Genomic DNA, 21,253 nt, shown 5'->3' on the forward strand with positions numbered 1-21,253 from the left:
CGTGTCCGATCTCCACGAACTCTGGCGTGAAGCCAGCCTGCACCTCGACCTGGCCTCGTTCGTGGACCGGGCCGCGGTCTGGCTGGGTGGGCGCTTGCCCATCGCCGGCCTGCGCGTCTGGCGCCTGCGCCGTGACGGCCGCACGCTGCTGGCAGACGGCGACCGGCTCGACCTGGACACGGCCCACGCCAGGGCCCTGGCCGCCTGGCTTGCCGCCAACGACACCTGCGCCTGCCCCGGCGGCGCCACGCCACAGGCTGCGCTGGCCCCGCTGCTGGCCACGGTGCCGGTCCCGTCGCACCCGGCGGACGTGGTCGCGGTGCCGTTGCCGGGCGAGCCCGGGGCGCGCGGCGTGCTGCTGGTGCTGTTGCGCGGCGGCGTCGAGGCCGACCAGGCGGTGTGCCGCCTCTGCGCGGAACTGCAGGAGCCGTTCGCCGCGGCGCTGGAGAACGATCGTCGATTGCGCGAGCTGACGGCGCTGCGTCGCGCCGCCGAAGCCGACCGCACATCGCTGCTGGCCCGGCTCGGCCGCAAGCAGATGGTCGACGACGTGGTCGGCGTCGAGGGCGGCCTGGCCGGCGTCATGGAACGGGTCGGCATGGTGGCCGGCTCGGACCTGCCGGTGCTGATCCTCGGCGAGACCGGGTCGGGCAAGGAAGTCGTGGCGCGCGCCGTGCACACACGCTCACGCCGCGCGAACGGCCCGTTCACGCGCGTCAACTGCGGGGCCATCCCCGCCGACCTGGTCGATTCGGAACTGTTCGGGCACGAGAAGGGCAGCTTCACCGGTGCGGTTGGCCGCAGGCGCGGCTGGTTCGAACAGTCGGACCGCGGCACGCTGCTGCTGGACGAGGTGGCCGACCTGCCGAAGGCCGCGCAGGTACGCCTGCTGCGCGTGCTGCAGGACGGGCTCATCACGCGCGTGGGCGGCGAGTCGGCACTGTCCGTCGACGTGCGCGTGATCGCCGCCACCAACGCCGACCTGCCGGCGATGGTGCAGCGCGGCGAGTTCCGCGCCGACCTTTGGTACCGCTTGGCGGTGTTCCCGCTGGTGCTGCCGCCGCTGCGCGAACGCGCGCAGGACATCCCGGCGCTGGTAGAGATGCTCGTGCAGCGCGCCTCGCGCCACTTCGGCCTGCGGCCGCCGGCCGCCACGCCCGCCGACCTGGCGCTGCTCGCGGCCTACGACTGGCCCGGCAACGTGCGCGAGTTGGGTTCAGTCATCGACCGCGCCGTCATCCTGGGCGGCGGCAGGCGCCTGGAAGTGGCCAAGGCGCTCGGCCACGCCGGCAGCATCGCGCCGCGCGCGGCGGCGCCCGGCGAAACCGCGGAGCTCGCGCCGGGCGAATCGACGGCCTTCGTTGCGGGTACGTCGGCGCCGGCCACGCTCGACGAGGCGATGGCGCGCCACATCCGCAGCGTGCTGGCCGCCACGCAGGGCCGCATCGAGGGACCGCACGGCGCCGCGAAGCTGCTGAAGATCAACCCGCACACTCTGCGTGCGCGGATGCGGAAACTGGGCATCGAATGGCAGGCGTTCCGCCCGGAACGCTGAGGAGGAATTGCGCCGGCGCAATCGTCAGGGAAGACTGGGCCAAGCTGTCGAAGGAGCGAGGGTCGAGGGAGCGATGCCCGATGGAGCGGTGGTCGATGGAGCGGCGATTGACGGAGCCAGGTTCGATGGAGCGAGATTCGACGGAGCAGGGATCGACGGAGCGAATGGCCCGGGTTGCGCCGGCGCATGAATAGTGAAAAATGGCGATCGGCGCCGGCGACTTGCGCCGGCGCAAGTGCCCACATGGGACGGGGCACCGCCTCACCGCCGGAGTGGAGCCGATGCTGAAGGATGTCTTCGACCCCAAGGTCACCGACGAGCTCATCACCCGCATCCAGTCGCTGACGCCGGAATCGCGCGGCCTCTGGGGCCGGATGACCGTGGGCCAGATGCTGGCGCATTGCTGCGTGCCCTACGAGATGGTCTACGATGGCAACCACCCGCGGCCGGCCGCGCCGTTGCGCCTGCTCCTGAAGCTGTTCGTCAAGCCGTCATGCATCAACGAGAAGCCCTACCGCCACAACAGTCCCACCGGTCGTGGCTTCGTGGTCCAGGACACGCGGAACTTCGCCGCGGAGCGCGATCGCCTGGTCTCCCACCTCAGACGCACGCAGCAGTTGGGCGGCAGTCATTTCGACGGCCTGGAGTCACTGTCCTTCGGCCCGTTGACGAGGCAGCAGTGGAGCAACCTGTTCTACAAGCACCTGGACCATCATCTGGGGCAGTTCGGGGTTTGACGGAACCGTGGCAGCACTTGCGTCTGGGCAGCACTTGCGTCTGGGCAGCACTTGCGTCTGGGCAGCACTTGCGCCGGCGCAACTCAAGAGTCGTCACATCGTCATTGCCTGTTTCGCGGATGCGCGCGCAATCCCTCGACAATCCGGTCCATCTCTTCAGAACTGAAATCCTGACGATAGAATCGCCGAAAGACCTCGATGCGCAGGTCCACCTCATTACGGCGACAATCAGCGGGAATGCTGGCGCGGAGAATAGCTTTCGCCGCATCGTGCATGCTGGCTGCCATGCGTACACGTTCAGCGGGGGACTTTCTCATCAAGAGCTCGCGATACATCGCGTCGACTGCCGGCGGCGTATCGTTCATGGGTTCCCCAATTCGTGAAGCTTGTCCAGGACGCCCAGCGCGTCCGCCCATCGATCAAGATAGGTACGGTCCAGGTCGGGGACTGTCGCCAGTAGCAATGCCACGTCCTGGTACTGGCTTGCCGAAGCCGAATCACGGGCCCAGTCCAGTTTGGATAGAATCAAGTCCTCAGGCGAGACCACGGCAATCGAAAGCTCGCCCACGGCAAGCGCGCGTCGGCGCGAAAACTCCAGTTCCCTGTACTCCGACGCCCCGCGCACGACCAGATCCGCTTTGATGGCCCACTCCACATGGATGATGTTGAACATGCCCGGACGCGCGACGGCATCCCGAACCGCTTCTTCGCTCACGTAGCAGTCCGGCGCGAACGCCGCGAGCAGCCGCGGCACATCCTCGGAGCGGCACTCGACCACGAAATCGATGTCGCGCGTCATTCGGGGCACGGCGTAGAACATCATGGCCATCGAACCGGTGAGCATGTAGGGCAGGCGAGCCTCGTCCAGCTTGTCGGCCATGTAGCGCAGGAATTCCAGTTCTTCATTCACCGCGGGGCTCCTTGCTTTGACGTTGCATTGTAGCCGCTCGCGATCGTCCGGCCCAGTTCGGTGCCCGGGTTGTGCCGTCGAAATTGTGTCCGCGCAGCCGACGTCTCGATCTCGGTCGTTGCCCCGAACGTCGGCATCAAATTTTAATCCAAAATATCAATATTTAATGCCCCGGCAGGCGACGATCCGGCCCAGACACAATTTCGGCTGCACAAGCCGGGGGCCCCAATAGGCCCGGACATCCACTTGATATGATATGCTCAAAGCCGTACGCCATTCCGTTTCACCAGCCAGGGGATGTCACCATGAAGCACTGGACCCGCGCCATCCTGCCGGCCGCCCTGCTGACCATCCTGCTGACCGCAGCGATCTGCGGACAGGCCGCGGCCCAGTACTACGATGGATTCGACCAGCAGTCGTGGGGCTACGCGCATACGCCGAACGCGCTGCGCATCTACTTCGACGAGACGGTCGATCTCTTCAACGGACCGATTCCCGAGATCGAGATGTGGTGGGCCAACTCCCAGACGGCGACGCCAACGGCGTGGCTCGTGCTGGTCAGCCCCACGGCCACCACCATGTCGGGCTGGCAGTGCCGGTTCCAGGCTACAGGTCAGGGCACCGCAGGGCCGCTGCTCCTGCTCGGCGACGGCGCGGTCAATGCCGGCACCGGTGACGACTTCATGGTCACCTACCCGGTGCTGCGTCCCATGTCCGGCCTCCACGTGCCCCTGCTGCAATGTCCGCTCACGCTCGATGCCGCCACCATGCCGCCGTTCCCGTATGGCGTCATGGCCTTCACCATTGCGCCGCTGTCCACCGGCGCGCCGTTGCTGCCCGGCTATCACGACGGCCAGGGCACTTTCATCCCGTCCACGTCGCTTACGAGCCCCTCGCACGGCTGGGGCGTGCCCTGCATGCTGCTGAACTCAAACGATGGCGTCGTGCAAGCCGAACCAAGCACGTGGGGCGGCGTCAAGGCCCTGTACCGCTGACATGGAGGGTGCACTCAACAAGGCGCTTCCAGTCATCCGCTTTCCAGACGACGTTTCCCGTCAGTTGGTGATGAATGGAGTACGGGGACAATCCGCAGGCGCGCAGCGCCGAGGACAGTCCCCGTACTCCATTCATCACCAACTGACGAAGAACGTCACCCGAGCTTCTTGTTCCACTCCGCCACCTGCGCCGCCATCTTCGCCAGCAGCGGCGCCGTGTCGCCCTCGATGGTGACCTTCTTCATGGTGTCGCCGCCCTGGATGGCGTTGACCACCGTCATGTCCGCGGGGCCCGCGACCTTGCCGAACACCGTGTGCTTGCCGTCCAGCCACGACGTCTCGACGTGCGTGATGAAGAACTGGCTGCCGTTGGTGCCTGGGCCGGCGTTGGCCATCGACAGGACGCCGGGGCCGTCGTGGCGCAGCTGCGGCGTGCACTCGTCGTTGAAGCGGTAGCCGGGGCCGCCCGTGCCGGTGCCGTTGGGGCAGCCGCCCTGGATCATGAAATCGTTGATGACGCGGTGGAACTTCAGGCCGTCGTAGAACCCGTGCTGGGCCAGGTTGACGAAGTTGGCCACGGTCAGCGGCGTCTGGTCATCGTGCAGCAGCAGGTTGATGACGCCCTTGTCGGTCTCGATGACGGCTTTGAGGTTGGCCACGGCGGCTCCTTGTCGGTGGTGGCGGGCGCAATGGCCCTGGCGAAAACCTGCGGGACCGGGCTGGCCCGATCGGACCAGGCTGGCCCCGGACGAATGACCCGAAGATAACCCAAAGCGGCGCTCGCGCAGCCTCAAATCGAACGCCCTAATCCCCGAAGCGGACCGCCCAGGCGTCGGCGTACTCCCCGACGCGCCCGGGCACCCGGGTTCCATCCCGGCGAAGCCAGGTGAACCGCCAGCGCGGATCCGGTTGCTGGTTGAAGTGGATTTCCGGTGGCCCGGCGGCCCCCGGCACCGCGATCTCGCAGCGGATATTGCCGATGTTCGTGGCCAGCGTCAGCGACGGCCACGCTTCCGGCAGCGACGGCCGCAACTCGACCACCGGCTCGGCCGCCGTCAGGTCCACCCGCAGCCCGGCGTAGTCCTGCACCACGTTGCGCAGCAGCTCGGCCAGCGACCAGGCCTGGCTGGTGGCGCCGCCGAATTCGTCGTTGCTCGCGGCCGGGGCGCCGTCGCGGATCTCCTGCAGGGTGCCGACGGCGCCTTCGTCGAGGATCTCGTCCAGGAGCATGCGCGTCTGGCCGAAGCCCCCGCGCGGCTCGTTGAGCGCCGAGACGTACGCGCCCGACAGCCACAGCCAGACGTCGCCGTTGTGGTAGGCCTCGTCGTAGTGGTACTTCGCCAGGTCGACGTGCTTCGGGTGGAAGGCCGGGTCGGCGGCCGTCAGCGAAAGCACGCCGTGCGGGCGCACCAGTTCGCGCGCCGCCTCGTCGGTGATGCGCGCGCGCTGCGCGGCGGTGAACAGCGACGGCGACGCCATGACCGCCAGCATCGCGTTCGGGCGCACCTGCGTGTCGGGCGTGCCGTCGGCGTTCAGGTGGTCGACGAGGCGGCCGTCGACCCAGAAGCGGCGCCCGAAGCCGGCGGCAACCCGGTCGGCCATGGCCTGGAAGTCGGGCAGCGGCGCGGCGGACGGTTGCTTCGCCTCGAACCGCTCGGCCAGCCGCGCCGCCGTCAGCAATCCGCGGTGCCACAGCGCCTGCACCTCCACCGCGCGCGTACTGCGCGGCGAATGCGGATTCCGCTCGCCGCCGCCGTCCATCCAGGTCTCGCCATCGCCATGCGTGAGGAAGCCTTCGCTGTCCTGCGCGTGGCGGGCGGCCCCGGTGACGGCGTGCCAGACCACCGGCGCCAGCTCGCGCGCGAACGCGTCATCGCCCGACTGGCGCCATAGTTCATCCAGCGCGCGCACGAACCACCAGGTGCCGTCGATGCTGGCGTACTGCACCTCGTCGACAGTGACGAAGTTGGGCACGCGGCCCTCGCGCTTGCTGGCCGGATCCTTCTCCTGGAACCCGGCGAAGCCGCGCAGCAGCGTGCGCGCCGTTCCGAAGTCGCCGCTGGTCACGCAGGCGCCGGGCAGGCTGATGAACGTGTCGCGGCCCCAGTAGGTGGTGAACCAGTAGAAGCCGGCGTAGATGCCCGGGCCGCGCTGGTTCATGATCAGGTTGTCGAGCGACACGCGCGCCCAGGCCAGCGCCTGGTCGTCGCGCGGCACGCCGGTAGTCACGCGCGTCTGCGTGATGAGGTTCTCCAGCCGCGCGCGCCGGGCCGCGAGCAGGTCGAAGGCCTCGCCGCGCAGGCGCAGGGCGCGCGACTGCGCCGCCTCGGCGCTCATGTCGGCGGCGAACACGGCCTCCACGCGACCGCTCGGCACCTGCGGCGGGATGCGGCCGCCGATGGCCCCCGGGAAGTGCGGGTAGGCCTTCTCCATGGCACGCCGCGCGGCATCCTTCGCGTAGCGCGTCTCGACATTGCGGCCGTCGGGCTCAAAGCGGTCGGCTCCGCGCACGGCGATGGCCAGCCAGGCCGGGTGCGCCGGGTCGGGCGCGGCGGTCAGCTTGTCCTGGCGGCACATCAGCAGTGCATCGCCGTTCCAGCGCGTCTCGTAGCCGGGCTGCTCCACTTTCCACAGGAACCGCATGTCGACGCGCGGCACCACGGCAAACGCGCCCGACGGGACATCGTCCCACTGCACGCGGAAGCCGTTCTCGCGGTCGAACAGCTCGACGGTCTCGGTGACCACGCCGCCGTCGGGCAGGCGATGGCGTCGCACGAGGCGGTCGGGCGTCACCTCGGCCTCGGACGCCGTGGCCGCGCCCAGCTCCACGCCGCTTTCCAGGCGCAGCGACCAGCCGTCGACGACCTCGTGCATGGCGATGTAGAAGCCGTGGTAGCTGCGCGTGTCGACGCCCACACATTCGCCGGCCAGGTGCGCGGCACCCTTGTCGGTGAAGATGAACTCGCGCGGGTGCGCACTGGTCACGGGGATGGCCAGGGCGGCCAGGTCGACCTGGGCAAAGGGGTGAACGGGCTCGGCGACCGCGGTGGACGCCAGGACGACCGCCAGCGACACGACCGCGGCCTTCAGGAGATGACGCAACACGAACAGTCCTTCCGTCCGGGTATCAGCGAATGAGCATGCCGGCCACGTGCAGGCCCAGCGAGGTGCCGCCGGCCTCGTCGTCGGAGATCCAGCCCGGCTTGTAGAAGGCGTGCAGGCCAAGATCGACTGCCACGTCGTCGGAAGCCATGAGCCAGAGCCCGGCCTGCATTGCAAAGCCGAAGCGCGAAAGCGAATCGGCGAACCGGCCGGCATCGCCGGTCACGCGCATGATGCCGCCACCGGCCTCGAAGTAGCCGACCGACCGCAGATTCCCGGCCGAACGCAGCGGCGTGTGGCGACCGATGAGCAACTGGTACGATCCCATGTCGATGTCGACCTCGATCGGCGGGATGTCGTAACCGTAGTAGTACGTGGCGCTGCCCAGCGACTGCTGGCGCACAATGAAGTGCGCATAACGCCGGTCCGACAGCCCGACCCGCACCCCGCCCTGGATGAAAGCGCCATCGTCCGTGTTCGCGAACCAGTCGCCGGCAACGTCGGCCACGCCGCCGCCGAGATCGACAGCAAAGCCGAACTGCGGCGGCGCGGCGCGGCCGGGCCTGCGCGACGTGCTGCGGATGGGAGCCGGTGCGAACTCCGGATTGCCGTCCGCGGCGCCCGCGACCGGCGGTGCCGGCGCGTCTTCCACGACCTCCGATTCCTCGTCGCTCACCGCGAAGCCTGTCAGCACCTCGTCGGTAATGTCCCGCCCTTCGGCGTCGAGCACCAGCGCGACATCCGCGAACGCGAGCTCCTTCTCGGCACCGTCGCCGCGCACGACGATCAGCGAAGCACCGTCGGCCGACAGCAGCAGGGTCACGTTGCGCAGCGTCCAGCCCTGCTGGTCGGTGACAGTGACGCCGGACCACGGCCCATCCGCCGGTTGCGCGGCGGCACGCCCGGGCGATAACACAGCGAGAGTCGCCGCCAGCATTGCCACAAAACCAAGCATGGACACAAAGCCAAGCATCGCCAATGACCGCGCTGAACGCGATTGACCCCATCCCGGCTTCCGCATCAGGCACCCCCCGGGGTTCACACATGGTCCGGACACGGCGCAGCTCGTGAGCCCGCGCCCGCTTCCGCGCAATGGTAGACGCCGCGGCAAACCGGTGGTTATGGTGACGGCGACCGGCTCGTCGTGGCACGCCATCGCTCATCCTGCCACAACGGCGCCGGTGCGGGGAGATATTTCGCCATCCGGGAAGGAAGCACCATGCGCGCGCACTGGCTGCAGCACGTCGCCTATGAAGACCTTGGCCACCTCGAGGGCTGGCTGGCCCGGGCCGGCGCCGAGGTCACGTGCACGCGCCTGTTCGCCGGCGAACCGCTGCCCGACCCCGACGGTATCGACCTGCTGGTGATCCTCGGGGGCCCGATGAGCGTGAACGATGACGCCACGCTGCCGTGGCTGGTCGCCGAAAAGGCGTTCATCGCCCGCGTCATCGACCGCGGCGTCGGGGTGCTCGGCATCTGCCTCGGGGCCCAGCTCATCGCCGCCGCGCGGGGCGCCACGGTGGGCCCCAACCCCGAGCGCGAGGTGGGCTGGTGGCCGGTCGAGGCGGTGCCCGTGCCGCCGCAGTCTTCCGGCCCACCCCTGTTCCCCTTCCCACCCCGCCTGACCGGCCTGCACTGGCACGGCGAGACGTTCCAACTGCCCTCCGGGGCGGTGCGACTGGCCCGCAGCGAGGCATGTGCGAACCAGGCCATGCAGCTCGGGCGACGGGTCTTCGGCCTGCAGTTCCATCCCGAGGCCACCCCGGACTGGGTCCGGGCGGTGCTTGCGCACAGCCCCGATTCCCTTCGCCCGGGTCCTTATGTGATGGCGGAGAACGCCTTGACGGCAGACCTGGCGGAACGCTGCCGCATCGGTAACTCGTTGGCGGATCGACTGATGGAATTCATTAGGATATAATTATGAAAATCATTATCCACAAAACGCCGTGCAGGAGTTAGAAATTGGTGAAGTTCTTGCGGCAGGAGCCGACGTTCCCTTTGTTATCCGGGAATTCAGTGATCTGAGATATCCATATCCACGGACAAGGAGGTTCCGATGGGTCCGCAGAAGCGTTACCTGAAGACCAAGAACGTGAGCAAGGTCACCTTCAGCCTGCCGTCCGAGGCCGCGCGCGAGGCGCAGTCGGTGTACCTGGTCGGCGACTTCAATGGCTGGGATGCCGCGGCCACGCCCATGAGCCGCCTGAAGTCGGGCGAGTTCAAGATCACCCCCGAGCTGGAGCCGGGTCGTGAGTACGAATCCCGGTATCTGATCGACGGGCGCGTGTGGGAGAACGACTGGGCGGCCGACACCTACCGGCCCACCGGCATCCCCGGCGCGGAGAACTCGGTGGTCGCGGTCTAGGCCGGGCGCCGCCGCCCTGCGCGACGGCGCCTTTTGCCTCTGCTTCCTGGTCCGGGGTCAATCCCCCTGCATCCCGATCATCGGCGGCATGTACGCTTCCGGGCCGGCCCGGAAGCGCTCGACGTTTTCCACCTTCGTGAACCAGATGATGCGGCCGTCGCGCACCAGCCTCGGGTGGTTGCGATCGGGACGGAAGCGCTCGCGTGACCGGGTCGGTGACCGTGCCGACGTACTTCAGCGGGTCGGCGCGGAACTTCGCCAGGGCGGCATCGCTCGACAGGTAATACGTCTCCCAGTTGACGAAGACGCGATGCTTCTCGTCGAGCAGGGCGTCCTTCGCCGGCTCCACCACGCACTTCACGCTGATACCCAGGTCGTTCAGGAACAGCTCGGGGCTTTGCACGAAAGCCTTCGCACAGGGCCTTCAGCAGAAGCCGACCGGGAAGCCGTTCACGTAGGCCGCCTGCATGCGCGGGTTCAGCTTCACCTTCCGCACCGGACAGCGGTCGTTCAAGGTGACCAGGCCGTCGGCCAGGTAGCGCAGGCGCGGCAGCGTGTCGGTCAGGCTGGTGAACTCGGCCAGCGGGGGCGGGGCGGGCTTGGCTTCGGAACCGGATTCAGGTTCGTCCGGGGGCGCGAGGGTGATCTGCTTCGCGGCGGCCGGACGGCTCTCGGGCTGGGCCAGGGCCGCGACGGCCCACAGCACCATGGCGGACGTCAGCAGGGCGATGTGCATATCGGCAACGGTCCTTCCCTGTCGGCAACGGAGCTGCCGGGCGGGTTCGCCCGGCGCGAATGGCGGATAACATACATTTTTTGGTGTGAGTTCCCGTTCTGCCGGCAAAAGCGCCATTTCAGGCGTCCCCGCCGGACTGCGCCCGGAGCCAGGCTGCCGCCCGCCGCAGGTCGAGCGGCTCGCCGCCGTCCCAGAGCGCCGCGTAGAGCCGGCGCATGCGGGCCAGGTCGTCGGCGGTGTCGATGGAGAGTTTGGCCGTGGCGACCAGTTCGGCCGGCGGCTCGGCCCAGGCCGTCACCATCAGTTCGGGGTGGGCCGGTGCGTGCCGCATGGCCCAGGCCGTGACGTGCTCGGTGGCGAGCGGATCGTTGCCGGCGGCCTCGCGGCTCCAGCGCAGGGCGCGGGCCGAGACGACTTCGCCCCCCTGCAGCAGCGACGTGACGCCGTCGCGGAAGCGCACCACATCGGCCCCCTCTTGACGGGCCAGTTCCAGCCACTGCGCCAGATGCACGGGGTCGAACAGGGGCGAGTCGCCGCACACGCGCGCCACCCAGCGCGCGGGAAAGTGATCGAGCGCCAGCAGGAACCGGCCGAGCACGTCGTGCTCGGGGCCCCGCACCACCGCCACCTTCATCGCATTGGCCACCGCAACCAGCGGGTCGTCGCACTCGTGGTCGGTGGTCGCCAGCACCACCGGCACCCCGGCGCCCACCTGCTGCGCGCGCTGCAGGATGTGCCACATGAGGGGGCGCCCGGACAGATCTTCCATCATCTTGCCGGGCAGGCGCTGCGAGCCCATGCGGGCCTGCACGATGCAGACCGCGGCGGTGCCTGCCTGTTCGAGGTCGCTGTTCATGGCCGGGCGCCACCGTGGGGTTCGCGGAAAAGCGGTGCGCGGAACTTCACGGTTCCCGTTCCGCGCCGGAGCCGCTAGCCTACTCGCGGAGCCGTCGGCGCACCAATCAAAAACGGCCGTGGGGCCATTGCGAAAGTCCGCCTCCATGACGATGCCCGGACATGTCCTGGCCCTGGTCGACCACCCCAACCTCGACGTACCGCTGCTGCCGGTGCTGCAGGAGCTGGCGCGCCGCGGCCATCGGGTGGAGGCGCTCGTGGTCGAGCACGGGCGCGCCGACAACCTGCGCGCCGCCGGCCTCACGGTGCAGGTCGACCCGGCCGCGCTGCCCGCCTTCCTGGGCGCCACGGGCCCCCGGCTGTTCCTGACGGCGGCGGACATGATTCCCCAGCACGCGCTGGGTGTGCGCTGCGAACTGCTCTGCCGCCAGCACGGCGTGCCTTCGCTGGCGCTCGAACACGCGCCCTTCTCGCTCGGTCACAACGACGGCTTTCCCCCGCACCTGGCCTTCGGCGCCGACGTGATGGCCGTGGTCGGGCAGGAGGACGCGCGACGCTACGGCCTGCTGGGACTGGACCCGCGCCGGCTGGTGGTGACCGGTGCGCCCGCCATGGACGGGTTGACGGGCATGCGTGACCAGGCGCGCGGCAGTCGCGGCCGCGGCGTGACCATCTTCGGCCAGGGTCACACCTGGGTCGGTGCGCGCAGTGCGCAGCGCTGCGACGCGGACGCCTGGTGCGCGGAACTGGCCTCGCTGTACGCATTGCTGTGCGCGCGCTGGCCGGATACGCCGCTGCGCATCAAGCCGCACCCGGCCGAACCCGCCCACGGCACGGCGGAGCTGTACACCCGCGCCATCCCCCCCGCCCTGGCCGGCCGCGTGCAGGTGTTGTCGACGGACACGGCCAACCGCGAGCTGATCCTCGACAGTGAACTGGTCATCAGCTTCTCGAGCAGCGTCTGGCTGGAGGCGCGCATCCTCGACCGCGCCGCCGTCTTCCTCTCGCTGCAGCAGCGCACCGGCCGCACCGCAGCCCACATCGAGGCGATGGGCGGCACCTGGCTGCCGGGTCGCGCGCTCGACTTCACCGCGCGGTTCACGCCGCGCCTGGACGAACTGGCCGCACGCGCAGCCTCGCGCCCGCCCGCCGACGAGGAGATCCTCGCCGCCTACGCCGGTCCGCTCGACGGCCGCGCCGCCGTGCGCGTGGCCGACCTGGCCGAGGAGCTGCTGGCCTCGGGGCCGCCGGACGTGGACCTGCCGGATCTGACCTTCGACGGGCCCGGCGAACGGCCGCGGCTGCTGCGGCCGCAGGTCAGCTACGCGCACTACGTGCACCAGCAGGCCCTGGCGGAGGAAGTGATGGCCGCCGGCGTCGAGCAGCCGTTCGTGCTCGAGCTGGCACCCGAAGGCTCGGACCTTGCGGCCCACCTGCCGCTGGCGTTTCACTGGCGGCATGGCGAGCCGCTCGCCGGAGCGCCGCCGGTGCCGGCGCCGCTGGGCTGGTTCGACGTGGTGGTGGCGCCCGACCTGTGGGCCGGCGGCCTGCCCGACGACCCGTCGGCCGAACTGACGGCGATGATCGCGCTGGCCAGGCGGCGCCTGGTCTTCAGCGTGGCCGCTGCCGCCGGCGACGAACTGTTCGGGGCTGCCGCCCAGCTGCTCGCCACCGGCGACCTGGACGATGCGCTGCCCGACTGCCGGCCCGATCCGCAGGGACTGGCCACGCTTTGCCGCGCCAGCGGCCTGTCGCTGCGCGTGCAGGCGGTGCAGAACGGCGCCTCGTGGTGCCAGTCGCTGCTGCTGGAGAACCTGGGCCTGGATCCCGAGGCGCTGCTCGCGGTCCGCCGCTCGCTGCAGGCCGTGGGCTACCCGCACGAACACGGCGAGCGCGGCGTGCGCCTGGTCTTTACGCTGAGCCGACCCGAGGAAACCCGACCCCGCAACCCGGGAGCCTGATACGATGCTCGACCGGATCACCGACCCCCGCGCCCTGCGCGACCTGGACCCGACGCGCCTGGCGGCACTGTGCGAAGAGATCCGCGCCTTCCTCATCGGGAAGATCAGCGTGACCGGCGGGCACATCGGCGCCAACCTGGGCACCATCGAGCTGACCGTGGCCATGCACCACGTGTTCGACTCGCCGGCCGACGCCTTCGTCTTCGACACCGGCCACCAGGGCTACACGCACAAGCTGCTGACCGGGCGCATGGCCGCCTTCGACACGCTCAACACGTGGGGCGGCATGTCGCGGTTCATCGAGCCGAAGGAAAGCGTGCACGACGTGCTGGGCGCCAGCCACGCCGGCACGGCCATCTCCACGGCGGCCGGCCTGGCGATGGCGCGCCGGGCCGACGGCTCGGGGCGCTGCGTGGTGGCGGTGGTCGGCGACGGCGCGCTGGTGGAAGGCGCGAGCTTCGAGGGCCTCAACTACGCGGTCGAGAGTTCGCTGCCGCTGGTCATCGTCGTCAACGACAACGGCATGGCCATCGCGCCGAACGTCGGGGGCATCCGCAACCTGTTCGCGGGCGACGACTGGGCCACCAAGGCGCGCGGCTTCTTCGGCGGCCTGGGCTACCGCTACCTGCCTGTCGCCGACGGGCACGACCTGCCTTCGCTGATCGCCGCGATGCACGAGGCGCGCGACGGCCTGGCCGACGGGCCGGCCATCGTGCACGCCAAGACGATCAAGGGCCGCGGCCTGGCCTGCGCCGACGGTCACAAGTACCGCATGCACTTCTCCATGCCGTTCGACCCGGTCACCGGCAGCGGCGCCTCGCCGACTATCGCCGGGCGCACCTACGCGGTGGTGGCTTCGCGCGCACTGCAGTCGATGATGGCCGACGACCCGACCATCATCGCCCTCTCGCCGGCCACGCCCTACGCCTCCGAGCTCGATCCCGTGGCCGCGGCGTTCCCCGACCGCGTGATCGACGTGGGCATGGCCGAGCAGCACGCGGTGAGCATGGCCGCCGGCCTGGCCATGCGCGGCTTCAAGCCCGTGGTCTGCTTCCAGTCGACGTTCATGCAGCGCGCCATGGACCAGATCATCCATGACCTGGCCTATCCCGACCTGCCGGTGACCATCCTGGCGGTGCGGTCCGGCTTCGCAGGCTATGACAGCGGCACCCACCACGGCATCTACGACCTGTCGTGGCTGCAGGCCATCCCCGGGCTGCAGGTGTTCCACGCCGGCACGGCCTTCGATGTCGATGCGGTGGTGCGCTGGCGCCTGGCGGCGCCGAAGTCGCCGATGGTGATCCTCTATCCGTACGAGCAGGTGCGCGAGGGCGAGCTGGAACCGGTGGGCGCCTGCCGCGACATCACGCGGCCCGACCAGCTCGGCGATCCCGCGCCCATCTGCCTGGTCTCGACCGGCAACCGGCTCGAGACGTGCCTGGCCATTCGCGACCGCCTGGTCGCCGCGGGCCGCGCCGTGTGCGTGGTGAACCCGCGCTGGATCAAGCCGCTGCCCGTGGAAGCGTTGCTGCCCTGCCTGAAGGCGGCCTCGCTGGTGGTCACGTTCGAGGAGAACATCATCACCGGCGGCCTCGGCTCGGCCGTGGCGGCGCTGATGATCGACCACGGGCTGCCGGCCCGGCTGCTGCGGTCGGCCTCGCCCGATGCGTTCATGCCGCCGGGGTCGAAGGCGGAGGTGAGTGTGGTGGCGGGGATTGATGTGGAGAGTGTGTGGGGGCGGGTGCAGGCATACCTGGGTTAGGCGCCGGGGCGCTCACAACAAGCCTGTTCCAAGCATGAGTCGTCGCGGCAACTGCCGGGACAACGCAGTCGCCGAATCGTCCTTCAGTTCATTGCAGAAGGAGTGGGTTCGTCGGCGGACTTACCGGCCTCTTGAAGAGGCACGAGCGGAGCTGTTCAGCGACATCGCAATATTCTACAATGTCAGCGGTCGCCACAGCCGCCTTGGCAACGTCAGCCCCGAGGCGTTCGAGAGCGCCTCAAGAGGTGTGGCTTGTTAGGTGTCTATGAAACCAGGGGAATTCCATGCCGCTCGAATCGAATGCGCTAACGAATGCACCCATGCCAGCGGTATAGACCACGTCATCGGGACCTATGGCCAGCGCGATGGGGCCCTGCAGGTCGCCGGGCCCCTCGCCTTCGGCGCCAAACGCCAGCATTCGCTCACCACTCGCGGAGAACTTGTGAATCTTCTTGAATCCGCTGTCCAGAATGTAGAGGTTCTCGCTCGAGTCCAATGCGATGTCGGCAATCTCGCCGATCGCCTCACCTGCTTCCGTGCCGCCGAAGACAAGGTCCTCTCTGAGAGAGAGCTCCGGCGCGAAAGCGATTAGTTTCTTCGCTTCGGTAGCGTTGCCTGGGAGAGACAGACAGAGTGCGGCGGCGGCAATTGCCATCATTTGAGCGACATGCATGCGGGACATTGACGATTGCCTCCCTTTCGCACATCGATGCAGCAAGCGGTGACGGGCCGACGATTCCAGACTGATTCGCGCGACGCGGGCGAGTGCCATTCTTTGTTGAAAGTTGAACGGCACCACTACCCGTGGTCTTATGAGATTGTCGAAGACCTCATCCACGAATTTCTTGCCGCGGATCAACCTCACATGAAACCCTGAACGCTCATTCATCGTTTCAGCCCCTGACAATCTGCGGCCGCGCATCGGACGACCGCTGGCTGTACTCGCACGAGGATCTCTCGATCGACTTGACCGGCCACCTGCAACAATTAAGGCCAACTCGAACCCAAAGCGGGTGCAATAGAATTTGGCTTCCTCGAGACTTCTAATGGCCAAGGCCCTCGCTGTGACCATCACGCGACCAAATGCGCACGAATTGTCCAATCATCAAGCCCGTCATCAAACGCCGCGATCAATGCGCCGCTTCGCGCACTGAGCCAGGTTGAGCAGGAAGAGGATAGTCGAAACAAACCACCATTCGCCCCCGCCAAACCCTCGCGACCGCCCCTTGACACCCGTTGAGTATCCCCGGAAGTCAATCGACCCGCCCCGAACCGCGCCTAGCGGCCGATTCTCCGCGTGTCTTGCCCGTCCGCGGGCGCACGCCCCCAAACGCCGTACTGCCGATGCCACGGCCCCCATTCGTTCGCCTGTCAGGGGATCACTCCCAGCCGTTCGCCTGTTGCCCCGCCGTCTGGTCCATCTCCGGCCATTCCGCAGTCGCGATCGTCTGGTCGAACCCGAACGCGAGCTGCGGCGGCGAACGCGCTGGCAGCACCGCCGGCGGCTGCGTGGGTTCGCCGATGTGGGCGAGAATGCGCTCGATCACCGGACGGTCCAGCAAGAAGGCTATGATGCGCAGCGCAACGCCGCCGCCGCCATCGGGCCACATGGCGCACAGCGGGCAGTTCCGCGTGCGTCTGCCGCGCACGCTCCACGCGCGGCTTGCCGTGCAGGCCGAGCGCGAGGGCGTCTCCCTCAACACCCTGGTCTGCACGCTGCTGTCGGAGGGATCGGCGCGGTGGCATGCGGCTGACCATTTGACCGGGCCGTCAGCGGCGCCGGATGAGATGGCGGGGCAGACCCAGGATCTGGATTGGGGAAGTTGAGGCTTGCGCCGGCGCAAGTGAGATGGCGCCCACAATTCGGCCTGTCCATTGGACAGCCGTGCCATTGAAATCACATGGCCGCCAACTGTTACTTGGCATGCCAAATTTAGCCAATCGGCTAATAGCGGCTAATTCAGAAGCTCTGAATCGCCCCGTCAGTTGAAAGGATTGGGCCTGTTCTGCCGCAACTGGTACTCGAGCGGCGGCGGGATCATCGCCGCCGCCTCCGTCCTGGCCCGCACACCCGGCGCCGCGGCCACGGCCTCGACATCCGCGACCGCCTTCGCGACATCCCAGACAAGAGTCTTCACGCTGTGCACGCCATCGATGGTCACCTCATGGTTCACGTAGAGGCCGGAACCCGCGTCATAGAGCCGGATGATCACGACATCCCCGAACTCGAACGTGCCGGCATCGTCCCCGTTCTCGTCCGTCATCGGCTGCGGCCCCAGGTCGTACAGGAAGGGGAAGTGCGTCTTGTCGGTGAACTTGATGCGTCCGTTCGCGTCGCTGACGCCCAGCACCGGCTGCTGCTCGATGTCCGGCGACGTGTAGACGGACGTGTACTTGCTGTCGCGGAACGTCTCGGTGCCGCCCACCGAGGCCACCATCTCGTAGCGGTAGATGCGCGAGCCCATCAGGAAGTCCTCGTCCAGGTTGCCGGCGACAATGATGCCGTGCGCACCCGCCGGCAGGTCGTTGTCCAGCACTGAGCGTGCGAGGCGACCTTCGAGATCGTAGATATCCAGGACCACGTGCGCCTCTTCCGGGATGATGAACTCGACGTCGGTGACCGACTTGGCCGCCGCCACCGGGAATCCGGGGATGGGCACATGCAGCTTCGCCTCGATGCCGGGGACCGGGTTGTTCGCGGGATCGCGGATCAACAGGTTCAGGGCGAACGGGGTCACGCCGGGGTCGGTGCTCTTGTCGGTGCAGGCGGTGAACGCGACGGCCATGAGCACGAGGCCGGGCAGCAGCAGGTGGGTGGCGCGGGGCATGAGGACTCCCTCCGGGGGCAGGGTTCAACGAGGACGATGTCGCGGTGGCTGCGGAGGGGGAGCTTAACATTTCTGGCCCATGGATTCAAAGGCCAGTTGGTTGAAGCCTGCGTGAGAATAGTCAAAACAATCCATCATTCCCCCTCGCCAAGCCCTCGCGATCGCTCTCTGACACCGCTTGAGTACCCCCCACCGAACCCCAGAAAGTCAATCGACCGGCCCCAAGCCCCCACCTGGACACCGTTTCCACCCCGCGCGGCGCCGATCCGGCGTGCTCGCGGGCGCACGTCCCCATTCGCCGCACTGCCGAGGCTGCGGCCCGCGCTGGTTCGCCTGATAGGGGATCACTCCCAGCCGCCCGCTCCCCGCCCGGCCGTCTGGTCCATCTCCGGCCAGTCGTCGGTGGCGATCGTCTGATCGAACCCGAACTCCAGCTGCGGCGGCGACCGCGCCGGCAGCACCGCCGGCGGCTGCGTGGGTTCGCCGATGTGCTCGAGGATGCGCTCGATCACCGGACGGTCCAGCAAGAAGGCTATGATGCGCATCGCCTCGCCGCACTCCGGGCACCTGAGCGGGAGGCATTCGTAGATCCGCACCAGCAGCAGCGCCCAGCAGCGGGCCGCGGCGCGGCGGAGGTTCGACAGCGGTGACGGTGGGTCGGACGCAGGCGGCGAGACCGATGGCAACCCCATGCTCGCGCGCGCCTGCTCCAGCAACTGCAGCGTCGCTCCCGCCGGACCGGCCGACGCGGTCACCGCCGCGCGTAACGCTGCGTTTGGTGCCAGCACGCCGCAGTAGCGGTGCTTGTGCAGCCGGGGCGGGGTCACCAATTGGGCCAGACGATCCAGCAGCTCGATGGGGGTCAGCTGCAGTTCGGTGCGGCCGTCGGCGGTCGGGCGGCGCAGGCTGTAGACCAGGGTCTGTTCGTTCAGACGGCCGAGCCGCTCCTGGCTCAGCGGCGGTCGCGCGCAGTAGCGCGCCAGGCGCTCGAGGCCGTGGCGGTCCCAGCCCGGGATCGTCACCGAGGCGTCGACCGACCAGCCGCCGGCGTGATCGCTGCTGTCGAGAACATGGAGAGCGTCGTCATCGAGGTGGCCATGGCGGTGCAGCCAGCGCAGGCCGCGGTGGCGCATCTTTGTTTGCACCGCTTCGAAGTCTTTTCGTTCCAGATCCAGAGCCGGGTGGAAGATCGCCTCGCCATCGGGGCCGGCGCTGAAGACGCCGTCAGTCACCAGCACGTGGAAGTGCACGTGGCTGTTGAGGTAGCTGCCGAACCGGTGCACGAACGCGACGGCACCGAAACGGGCGTCCGCTGGCGCTCCCGGACTGCACTGCCTGAGTGTGGTCTCGACCGCACGCAGGAAGACTGTCAGGAGGCCGCTGATCACCTCAGGCTTGTGCCTGAGGTGCCACCTGACGCGCTTGGGCACCGACAGCACCCATTGTCGGTGTTGTACGCGTGGTAAGACCTGGTCGACCATGTGGGCCGAGACATCGACCATGCGGCGCGTGGCACACGACGGGCACAGGTCGCGGCCCTTGCACGAGAAGGCCACCAGAAAGTCGTGGCGGCAGTTGCCGCAGTACACGCGGGCGAAACCGTGGGCCAGGATGCCGCACTTCAGGTACCCGCGCAGCTCGGACTCGACATGTAGGGCGACGCCGCGGCCGTATTCGTCACGCTCGGCGGCGGTGGCCAGCCAGGTCTCGAGATGCGTGCGCACCAGCTCATGCAGTAGCGTGGCCGCCGGCCGTCGCCGGCGGTAGGCGCGCGCAGCGGGAGTTGTCGCCGGCTGGTGACAGGCTGCAGCGGGCACGCGCGCTCCCGGATGCCTTGCGGCGGCGGGAGGCGGTGAGGCCGGCAGACAGTTGCGCCGGACGGTATAGAAAGAGTCGGCCCGAATCTCGTAGCCTGAGGACTCGCGAAAGCACTCGGCAACGGATTACGAGGAGGCCGACTCATGAAGATCGTAGCACAGCATTTCATCGGGGTCGATCTGCACAAGACGGTTCTGCAGTACTGCGTGGTCGACGGGAAGGGCAATATCGTTCATGAGCAACGAGTTACGATTGCTCCAGACGCGGCGGGGGCGGCGGTGTTCGACGAGTTCGGGCCGTGGCAGCCTGGCTGCCGAGTGGCCGTCGAGGCGGTGGGTATGAACCGTTGGTTCGTCAACGGGCTGGTCGAGCGGGGCTTCCCGGTGGTGGTGGCCGACCCGATCAAGCTGAACCTGAAAGTGCTGGGCAAGAAGACGGACAAGCGGGACGCGCGCGAGATCGCCCGTCGGCTGTGGTTGGGCGACATCGATCGCGACGCGAAGACGTGGTATCCCGACGACGAGGTCTACGGAGATCGCAAGCTGGCACGCACACGGCAGGATCTGATGGTTCAACGTCAGCACCTGAGCAACCAGATCAAGGCTCTGCTGCGTGCATACAACGTGAGCCCGCCTGCCAAGACGTTGCACAGCAAGAGCGGGATCAAGGGCCTGCTGGCCATGCGCCTGGTGAACGACCAACTGACGCGTAGCCTGCACGAACTGACGAACGCGATGGCGGCGATGGCCGCCGGCGTAGAAGCATTGAAGGCGGGAATCGAAGAGCGCGTGGCTGCGGATCCACGCATGCACGCGGCGATGGTCCAGTTGCCGAGCATGGGCGCGGTCTCAGTGCTGACGTTGCTCAGCGAGCTGGGCGATGCCGGTCGGTTCCGAGACGCGAAGGCGGTAGCCAGCAGCGGCGGCATGGTACCCCGGGTCTACCAATCGGCGGACACGTCCCACCACGGGCGACTGACCAAGCGAGGTAACCGCGGCCTGCGGTTCATCCTCGGGCAATGGGCGGTGCGGTTGATGGGCGCGAGCGCAACCGTGGCGGTCTGGGCCCGCCAGAAGTGCAAACGCCTTCACGTGAACAAGGTGCGGATGGCGTTAGCCCGGAAGCTGTTGATCGGGGTCTGGGTGATGCTCACGCGCGGCGAAGTGTTCAATCTGAAGCTGTGCCTTGGTAGCTGAGTAGAACGAATCGACGACCGGAAGAGGCTGGCGAATGATCGGGTCCAGAGGGGTGTACAACCGACTTGCGCTGTGCCCGGAGCACCTGCGCCCGACTGTTGGCACCCCCCGATAACCCTCCTGGGCCGCCAGTGGGCGAGCTCGAAGAAGCGAATGGACAAACCCGAACAGCCGCCGGCCGAGAAACAAGAAGCCAGGAACCGACCAAGCTCAGGAGGCGGGCCGCGGGATATGCTTGACTCTTCCTAGAAGGGCGCAAGTGTTGCGAATACGTGAGACTCGCCATGCGCGAATAGCGCCGGCGCAAGCGTTACGTTGCAGCGGACACTGTCTAATGCTTGAGGGGTATGCACGGCACGAGCCGAAGGCGGTCAGTCTCTACTCTTGTCTTTTTACTTGCATAAATTTGCTATAAATGCTAGTTTTTACAAGA

The 21,253-nt window shown here is 68.0% G+C and carries 21 protein-coding genes; 10 read left to right on the forward strand and 11 right to left on the reverse strand.

The window, feature by feature from the left end; translation table 11 throughout:
* Window position 1 precedes the first annotated feature (1 nt).
* A complete protein-coding gene (locus tag IPG61_17065) occupies window positions 2-1,555 on the forward strand; it encodes a sigma-54-dependent Fis family transcriptional regulator (GenBank protein MBK6735750.1) in 1,554 nt (517 codons plus the stop codon).
* Window positions 1,556-1,839: 284 nt separating this feature from the next.
* Window positions 1,840-2,292: a DUF1569 domain-containing protein gene (locus tag IPG61_17070; GenBank protein MBK6735751.1), complete on the forward strand. Its 453-nt coding sequence runs from the start codon at window positions 1,840-1,842 to the stop codon at window positions 2,290-2,292.
* A 101-nt stretch (window positions 2,293-2,393) separates the two neighbouring features.
* Here IPG61_17070 and IPG61_17075 read toward each other — a convergent pair whose 3' ends face one another.
* Window positions 2,394-2,657 (reverse strand): hypothetical protein, encoded by a 264-nt coding sequence (locus IPG61_17075; protein ID MBK6735752.1) that lies wholly within the window; start codon window positions 2,655-2,657, stop codon window positions 2,394-2,396.
* Window positions 2,654-3,202 (reverse strand): nucleotidyl transferase AbiEii/AbiGii toxin family protein, encoded by a 549-nt coding sequence (locus IPG61_17080; protein MBK6735753.1) that lies wholly within the window; start codon window positions 3,200-3,202, stop codon window positions 2,654-2,656. Before IPG61_17080 ends, IPG61_17075 begins: the two co-directional genes overlap by 4 nt.
* 305 nt (window positions 3,203-3,507) lie before the next feature.
* On the opposite strand from IPG61_17080, the gene IPG61_17085 reads away from it, so the two are divergent.
* On the forward strand, window positions 3,508-4,197 hold the full coding sequence (locus IPG61_17085; GenBank protein ID MBK6735754.1) for a hypothetical protein: 690 nt from the start codon (window positions 3,508-3,510) through the stop codon (window positions 4,195-4,197).
* A gap of 155 nt (window positions 4,198-4,352) precedes the next feature.
* Here the strand turns inward: IPG61_17085 and IPG61_17090 are convergent, their stop codons facing one another.
* The 3 genes from IPG61_17090 to IPG61_17100 are packed head-to-tail and all read right to left on the reverse strand — an operon-like array spanning window position 4,353 to window position 8,215.
* Window positions 4,353-5,069: a peptidylprolyl isomerase gene (locus IPG61_17090; GenBank protein ID MBK6735755.1), complete on the reverse strand. Its 717-nt coding sequence runs from the start codon at window positions 5,067-5,069 to the stop codon at window positions 4,353-4,355.
* Window positions 5,002-7,302 (reverse strand): hypothetical protein, encoded by a 2,301-nt coding sequence (locus tag IPG61_17095; GenBank protein ID MBK6735756.1) that lies wholly within the window; start codon window positions 7,300-7,302, stop codon window positions 5,002-5,004. Before IPG61_17095 ends, IPG61_17090 begins: the two co-directional genes overlap by 68 nt.
* A 22-nt stretch (window positions 7,303-7,324) precedes the next feature.
* Window positions 7,325-8,215 carry a hypothetical protein gene (locus tag IPG61_17100; GenBank protein MBK6735757.1) on the reverse strand — a complete coding sequence of 297 codons (891 nt, stop codon included), beginning with the start codon at window positions 8,213-8,215 and terminating at the stop codon, window positions 7,325-7,327.
* Window positions 8,216-8,518: 303 nt separating this feature from the next.
* Here IPG61_17100 and IPG61_17105 point away from each other — a divergent pair, with 303 nt between their 5' ends.
* Together IPG61_17105 and IPG61_17110 are read left to right on the forward strand one after the other, a co-directional pair.
* On the forward strand, window positions 8,519-9,217 hold the full coding sequence (locus tag IPG61_17105) for a type 1 glutamine amidotransferase (protein MBK6735758.1): 699 nt from the start codon (window positions 8,519-8,521) through the stop codon (window positions 9,215-9,217).
* A gap of 138 nt (window positions 9,218-9,355) precedes the next feature.
* Window positions 9,356-9,664: an isoamylase early set domain-containing protein gene (locus IPG61_17110; protein ID MBK6735759.1), complete on the forward strand. Its 309-nt coding sequence runs from the start codon at window positions 9,356-9,358 to the stop codon at window positions 9,662-9,664.
* A 424-nt stretch (window positions 9,665-10,088) separates the two neighbouring features.
* Here IPG61_17110 and IPG61_17115 read toward each other — a convergent pair whose 3' ends face one another.
* Complete coding sequence (locus IPG61_17115; GenBank protein ID MBK6735760.1) at window positions 10,089-10,400, reverse strand: hypothetical protein; 312 nt, start codon at window positions 10,398-10,400, stop codon at window positions 10,089-10,091.
* A 118-nt stretch (window positions 10,401-10,518) separates the two neighbouring features.
* Window positions 10,519-11,256, reverse strand: a complete 738-nt coding sequence (locus IPG61_17120; protein MBK6735761.1) for an NTP transferase domain-containing protein — start codon at window positions 11,254-11,256, stop codon at window positions 10,519-10,521.
* A gap of 145 nt (window positions 11,257-11,401) precedes the next feature.
* Here IPG61_17120 and IPG61_17125 point away from each other — a divergent pair, with 145 nt between their 5' ends.
* The 3 genes from IPG61_17125 to IPG61_17135 are packed head-to-tail and all read left to right on the forward strand — an operon-like array spanning window position 11,402 to window position 15,237.
* Window positions 11,402-13,216: a hypothetical protein gene (locus IPG61_17125; protein MBK6735762.1), complete on the forward strand. Its 1,815-nt coding sequence runs from the start codon at window positions 11,402-11,404 to the stop codon at window positions 13,214-13,216.
* 4 nt (window positions 13,217-13,220) lie between these two features.
* The gene (locus IPG61_17130; protein ID MBK6735763.1) at window positions 13,221-14,978 is read left to right on the forward strand and encodes a 1-deoxy-D-xylulose-5-phosphate synthase; all 1,758 of its coding nucleotides are present in this window, start codon (window positions 13,221-13,223) and stop codon (window positions 14,976-14,978) included.
* A 34-nt stretch (window positions 14,979-15,012) separates the two neighbouring features.
* Window positions 15,013-15,237 carry a transposase gene (locus tag IPG61_17135; GenBank protein ID MBK6735764.1) on the forward strand — a complete coding sequence of 75 codons (225 nt, stop codon included), beginning with the start codon at window positions 15,013-15,015 and terminating at the stop codon, window positions 15,235-15,237.
* Here the strand turns inward: IPG61_17135 and IPG61_17140 are convergent.
* The gene (locus IPG61_17140; GenBank protein ID MBK6735765.1) at window positions 15,217-15,867 is read right to left on the reverse strand and encodes a hypothetical protein; all 651 of its coding nucleotides are present in this window, start codon (window positions 15,865-15,867) and stop codon (window positions 15,217-15,219) included. The two genes, IPG61_17135 and IPG61_17140, sit on opposite strands and share 21 nt — an antisense overlap.
* A gap of 490 nt (window positions 15,868-16,357) precedes the next feature.
* Window positions 16,358-16,525 carry a hypothetical protein gene (locus IPG61_17145; protein ID MBK6735766.1) on the reverse strand — a complete coding sequence of 56 codons (168 nt, stop codon included), beginning with the start codon at window positions 16,523-16,525 and terminating at the stop codon, window positions 16,358-16,360.
* On the opposite strand from IPG61_17145, the gene IPG61_17150 reads away from it, so the two are divergent.
* Window positions 16,500-16,805: a toxin-antitoxin system HicB family antitoxin gene (locus tag IPG61_17150; GenBank protein MBK6735767.1), complete on the forward strand. Its 306-nt coding sequence runs from the start codon at window positions 16,500-16,502 to the stop codon at window positions 16,803-16,805. The genes IPG61_17145 and IPG61_17150 overlap by 26 nt on opposite strands.
* Window positions 16,806-16,960: 155 nt before the next feature.
* Here IPG61_17150 and IPG61_17155 read toward each other — a convergent pair whose 3' ends face one another.
* Together IPG61_17155 and IPG61_17160 are read right to left on the reverse strand one after the other, a co-directional pair.
* On the reverse strand, window positions 16,961-17,806 hold the full coding sequence (locus tag IPG61_17155; GenBank protein MBK6735768.1) for a hypothetical protein: 846 nt from the start codon (window positions 17,804-17,806) through the stop codon (window positions 16,961-16,963).
* Window positions 17,807-18,150: 344 nt separating this feature from the next.
* Entirely contained in the window at window positions 18,151-19,623 is a 1,473-nt protein-coding gene (locus IPG61_17160; protein MBK6735769.1) for a transposase, read from the reverse strand.
* A 144-nt stretch (window positions 19,624-19,767) separates the two neighbouring features.
* Here IPG61_17160 and IPG61_17165 point away from each other — a divergent pair, with 144 nt between their 5' ends.
* Window positions 19,768-20,820, forward strand: a complete 1,053-nt coding sequence (locus IPG61_17165) for an IS110 family transposase (protein ID MBK6735770.1) — start codon at window positions 19,768-19,770, stop codon at window positions 20,818-20,820.
* The last annotated feature ends 433 nt before the right edge of the window (window positions 20,821-21,253 follow it).

The organism is bacterium (assembly GCA_016703265.1).
GTDB lineage: Bacteria > Krumholzibacteriota > Krumholzibacteriia > LZORAL124-64-63 > LZORAL124-64-63 > CAINDZ01.

Excerpts from the sequence above, each read along its gene's own strand:
- IPG61_17075 (MBK6735752.1), bottom strand. The coding sequence starts at position 2,657 with ATGAACGATACGCCGCCGGCAGTCGACGCGATGTATCGCGAGCTCTTG.
- IPG61_17085 (MBK6735754.1), top strand. The coding sequence starts at position 3,508 with ATGAAGCACTGGACCCGCGCCATCCTGCCGGCCGCCCTGCTGACCATC.
- IPG61_17090 (MBK6735755.1), bottom strand. The coding sequence starts at position 5,069 with ATGGAACCCGGGTGCCCGGGCGCGTCGGGGAGTACGCCGACGCCTGGG.
- IPG61_17105 (MBK6735758.1), top strand. The coding sequence starts at position 8,519 with ATGCGCGCGCACTGGCTGCAGCACGTCGCCTATGAAGACCTTGGCCAC.
- IPG61_17110 (MBK6735759.1), top strand. The coding sequence starts at position 9,356 with ATGGGTCCGCAGAAGCGTTACCTGAAGACCAAGAACGTGAGCAAGGTC.
- IPG61_17115 (MBK6735760.1), bottom strand. The coding sequence starts at position 10,400 with ATGCACATCGCCCTGCTGACGTCCGCCATGGTGCTGTGGGCCGTCGCG.
- IPG61_17120 (MBK6735761.1), bottom strand. The coding sequence starts at position 11,256 with ATGAACAGCGACCTCGAACAGGCAGGCACCGCCGCGGTCTGCATCGTG.
- IPG61_17125 (MBK6735762.1), top strand. The coding sequence starts at position 11,402 with ATGACGATGCCCGGACATGTCCTGGCCCTGGTCGACCACCCCAACCTC.
- IPG61_17130 (MBK6735763.1), top strand. The coding sequence starts at position 13,221 with ATGCTCGACCGGATCACCGACCCCCGCGCCCTGCGCGACCTGGACCCG.
- IPG61_17135 (MBK6735764.1), top strand. The coding sequence starts at position 15,013 with ATGAGTCGTCGCGGCAACTGCCGGGACAACGCAGTCGCCGAATCGTCC.
- IPG61_17140 (MBK6735765.1), bottom strand. The coding sequence starts at position 15,867 with ATGAATGAGCGTTCAGGGTTTCATGTGAGGTTGATCCGCGGCAAGAAA.
- IPG61_17150 (MBK6735767.1), top strand. The coding sequence starts at position 16,500 with ATGTGGGCGAGAATGCGCTCGATCACCGGACGGTCCAGCAAGAAGGCT.
- IPG61_17155 (MBK6735768.1), bottom strand. The coding sequence starts at position 17,806 with ATGCCCCGCGCCACCCACCTGCTGCTGCCCGGCCTCGTGCTCATGGCC.
- IPG61_17165 (MBK6735770.1), top strand. The coding sequence starts at position 19,768 with ATGAAGATCGTAGCACAGCATTTCATCGGGGTCGATCTGCACAAGACG.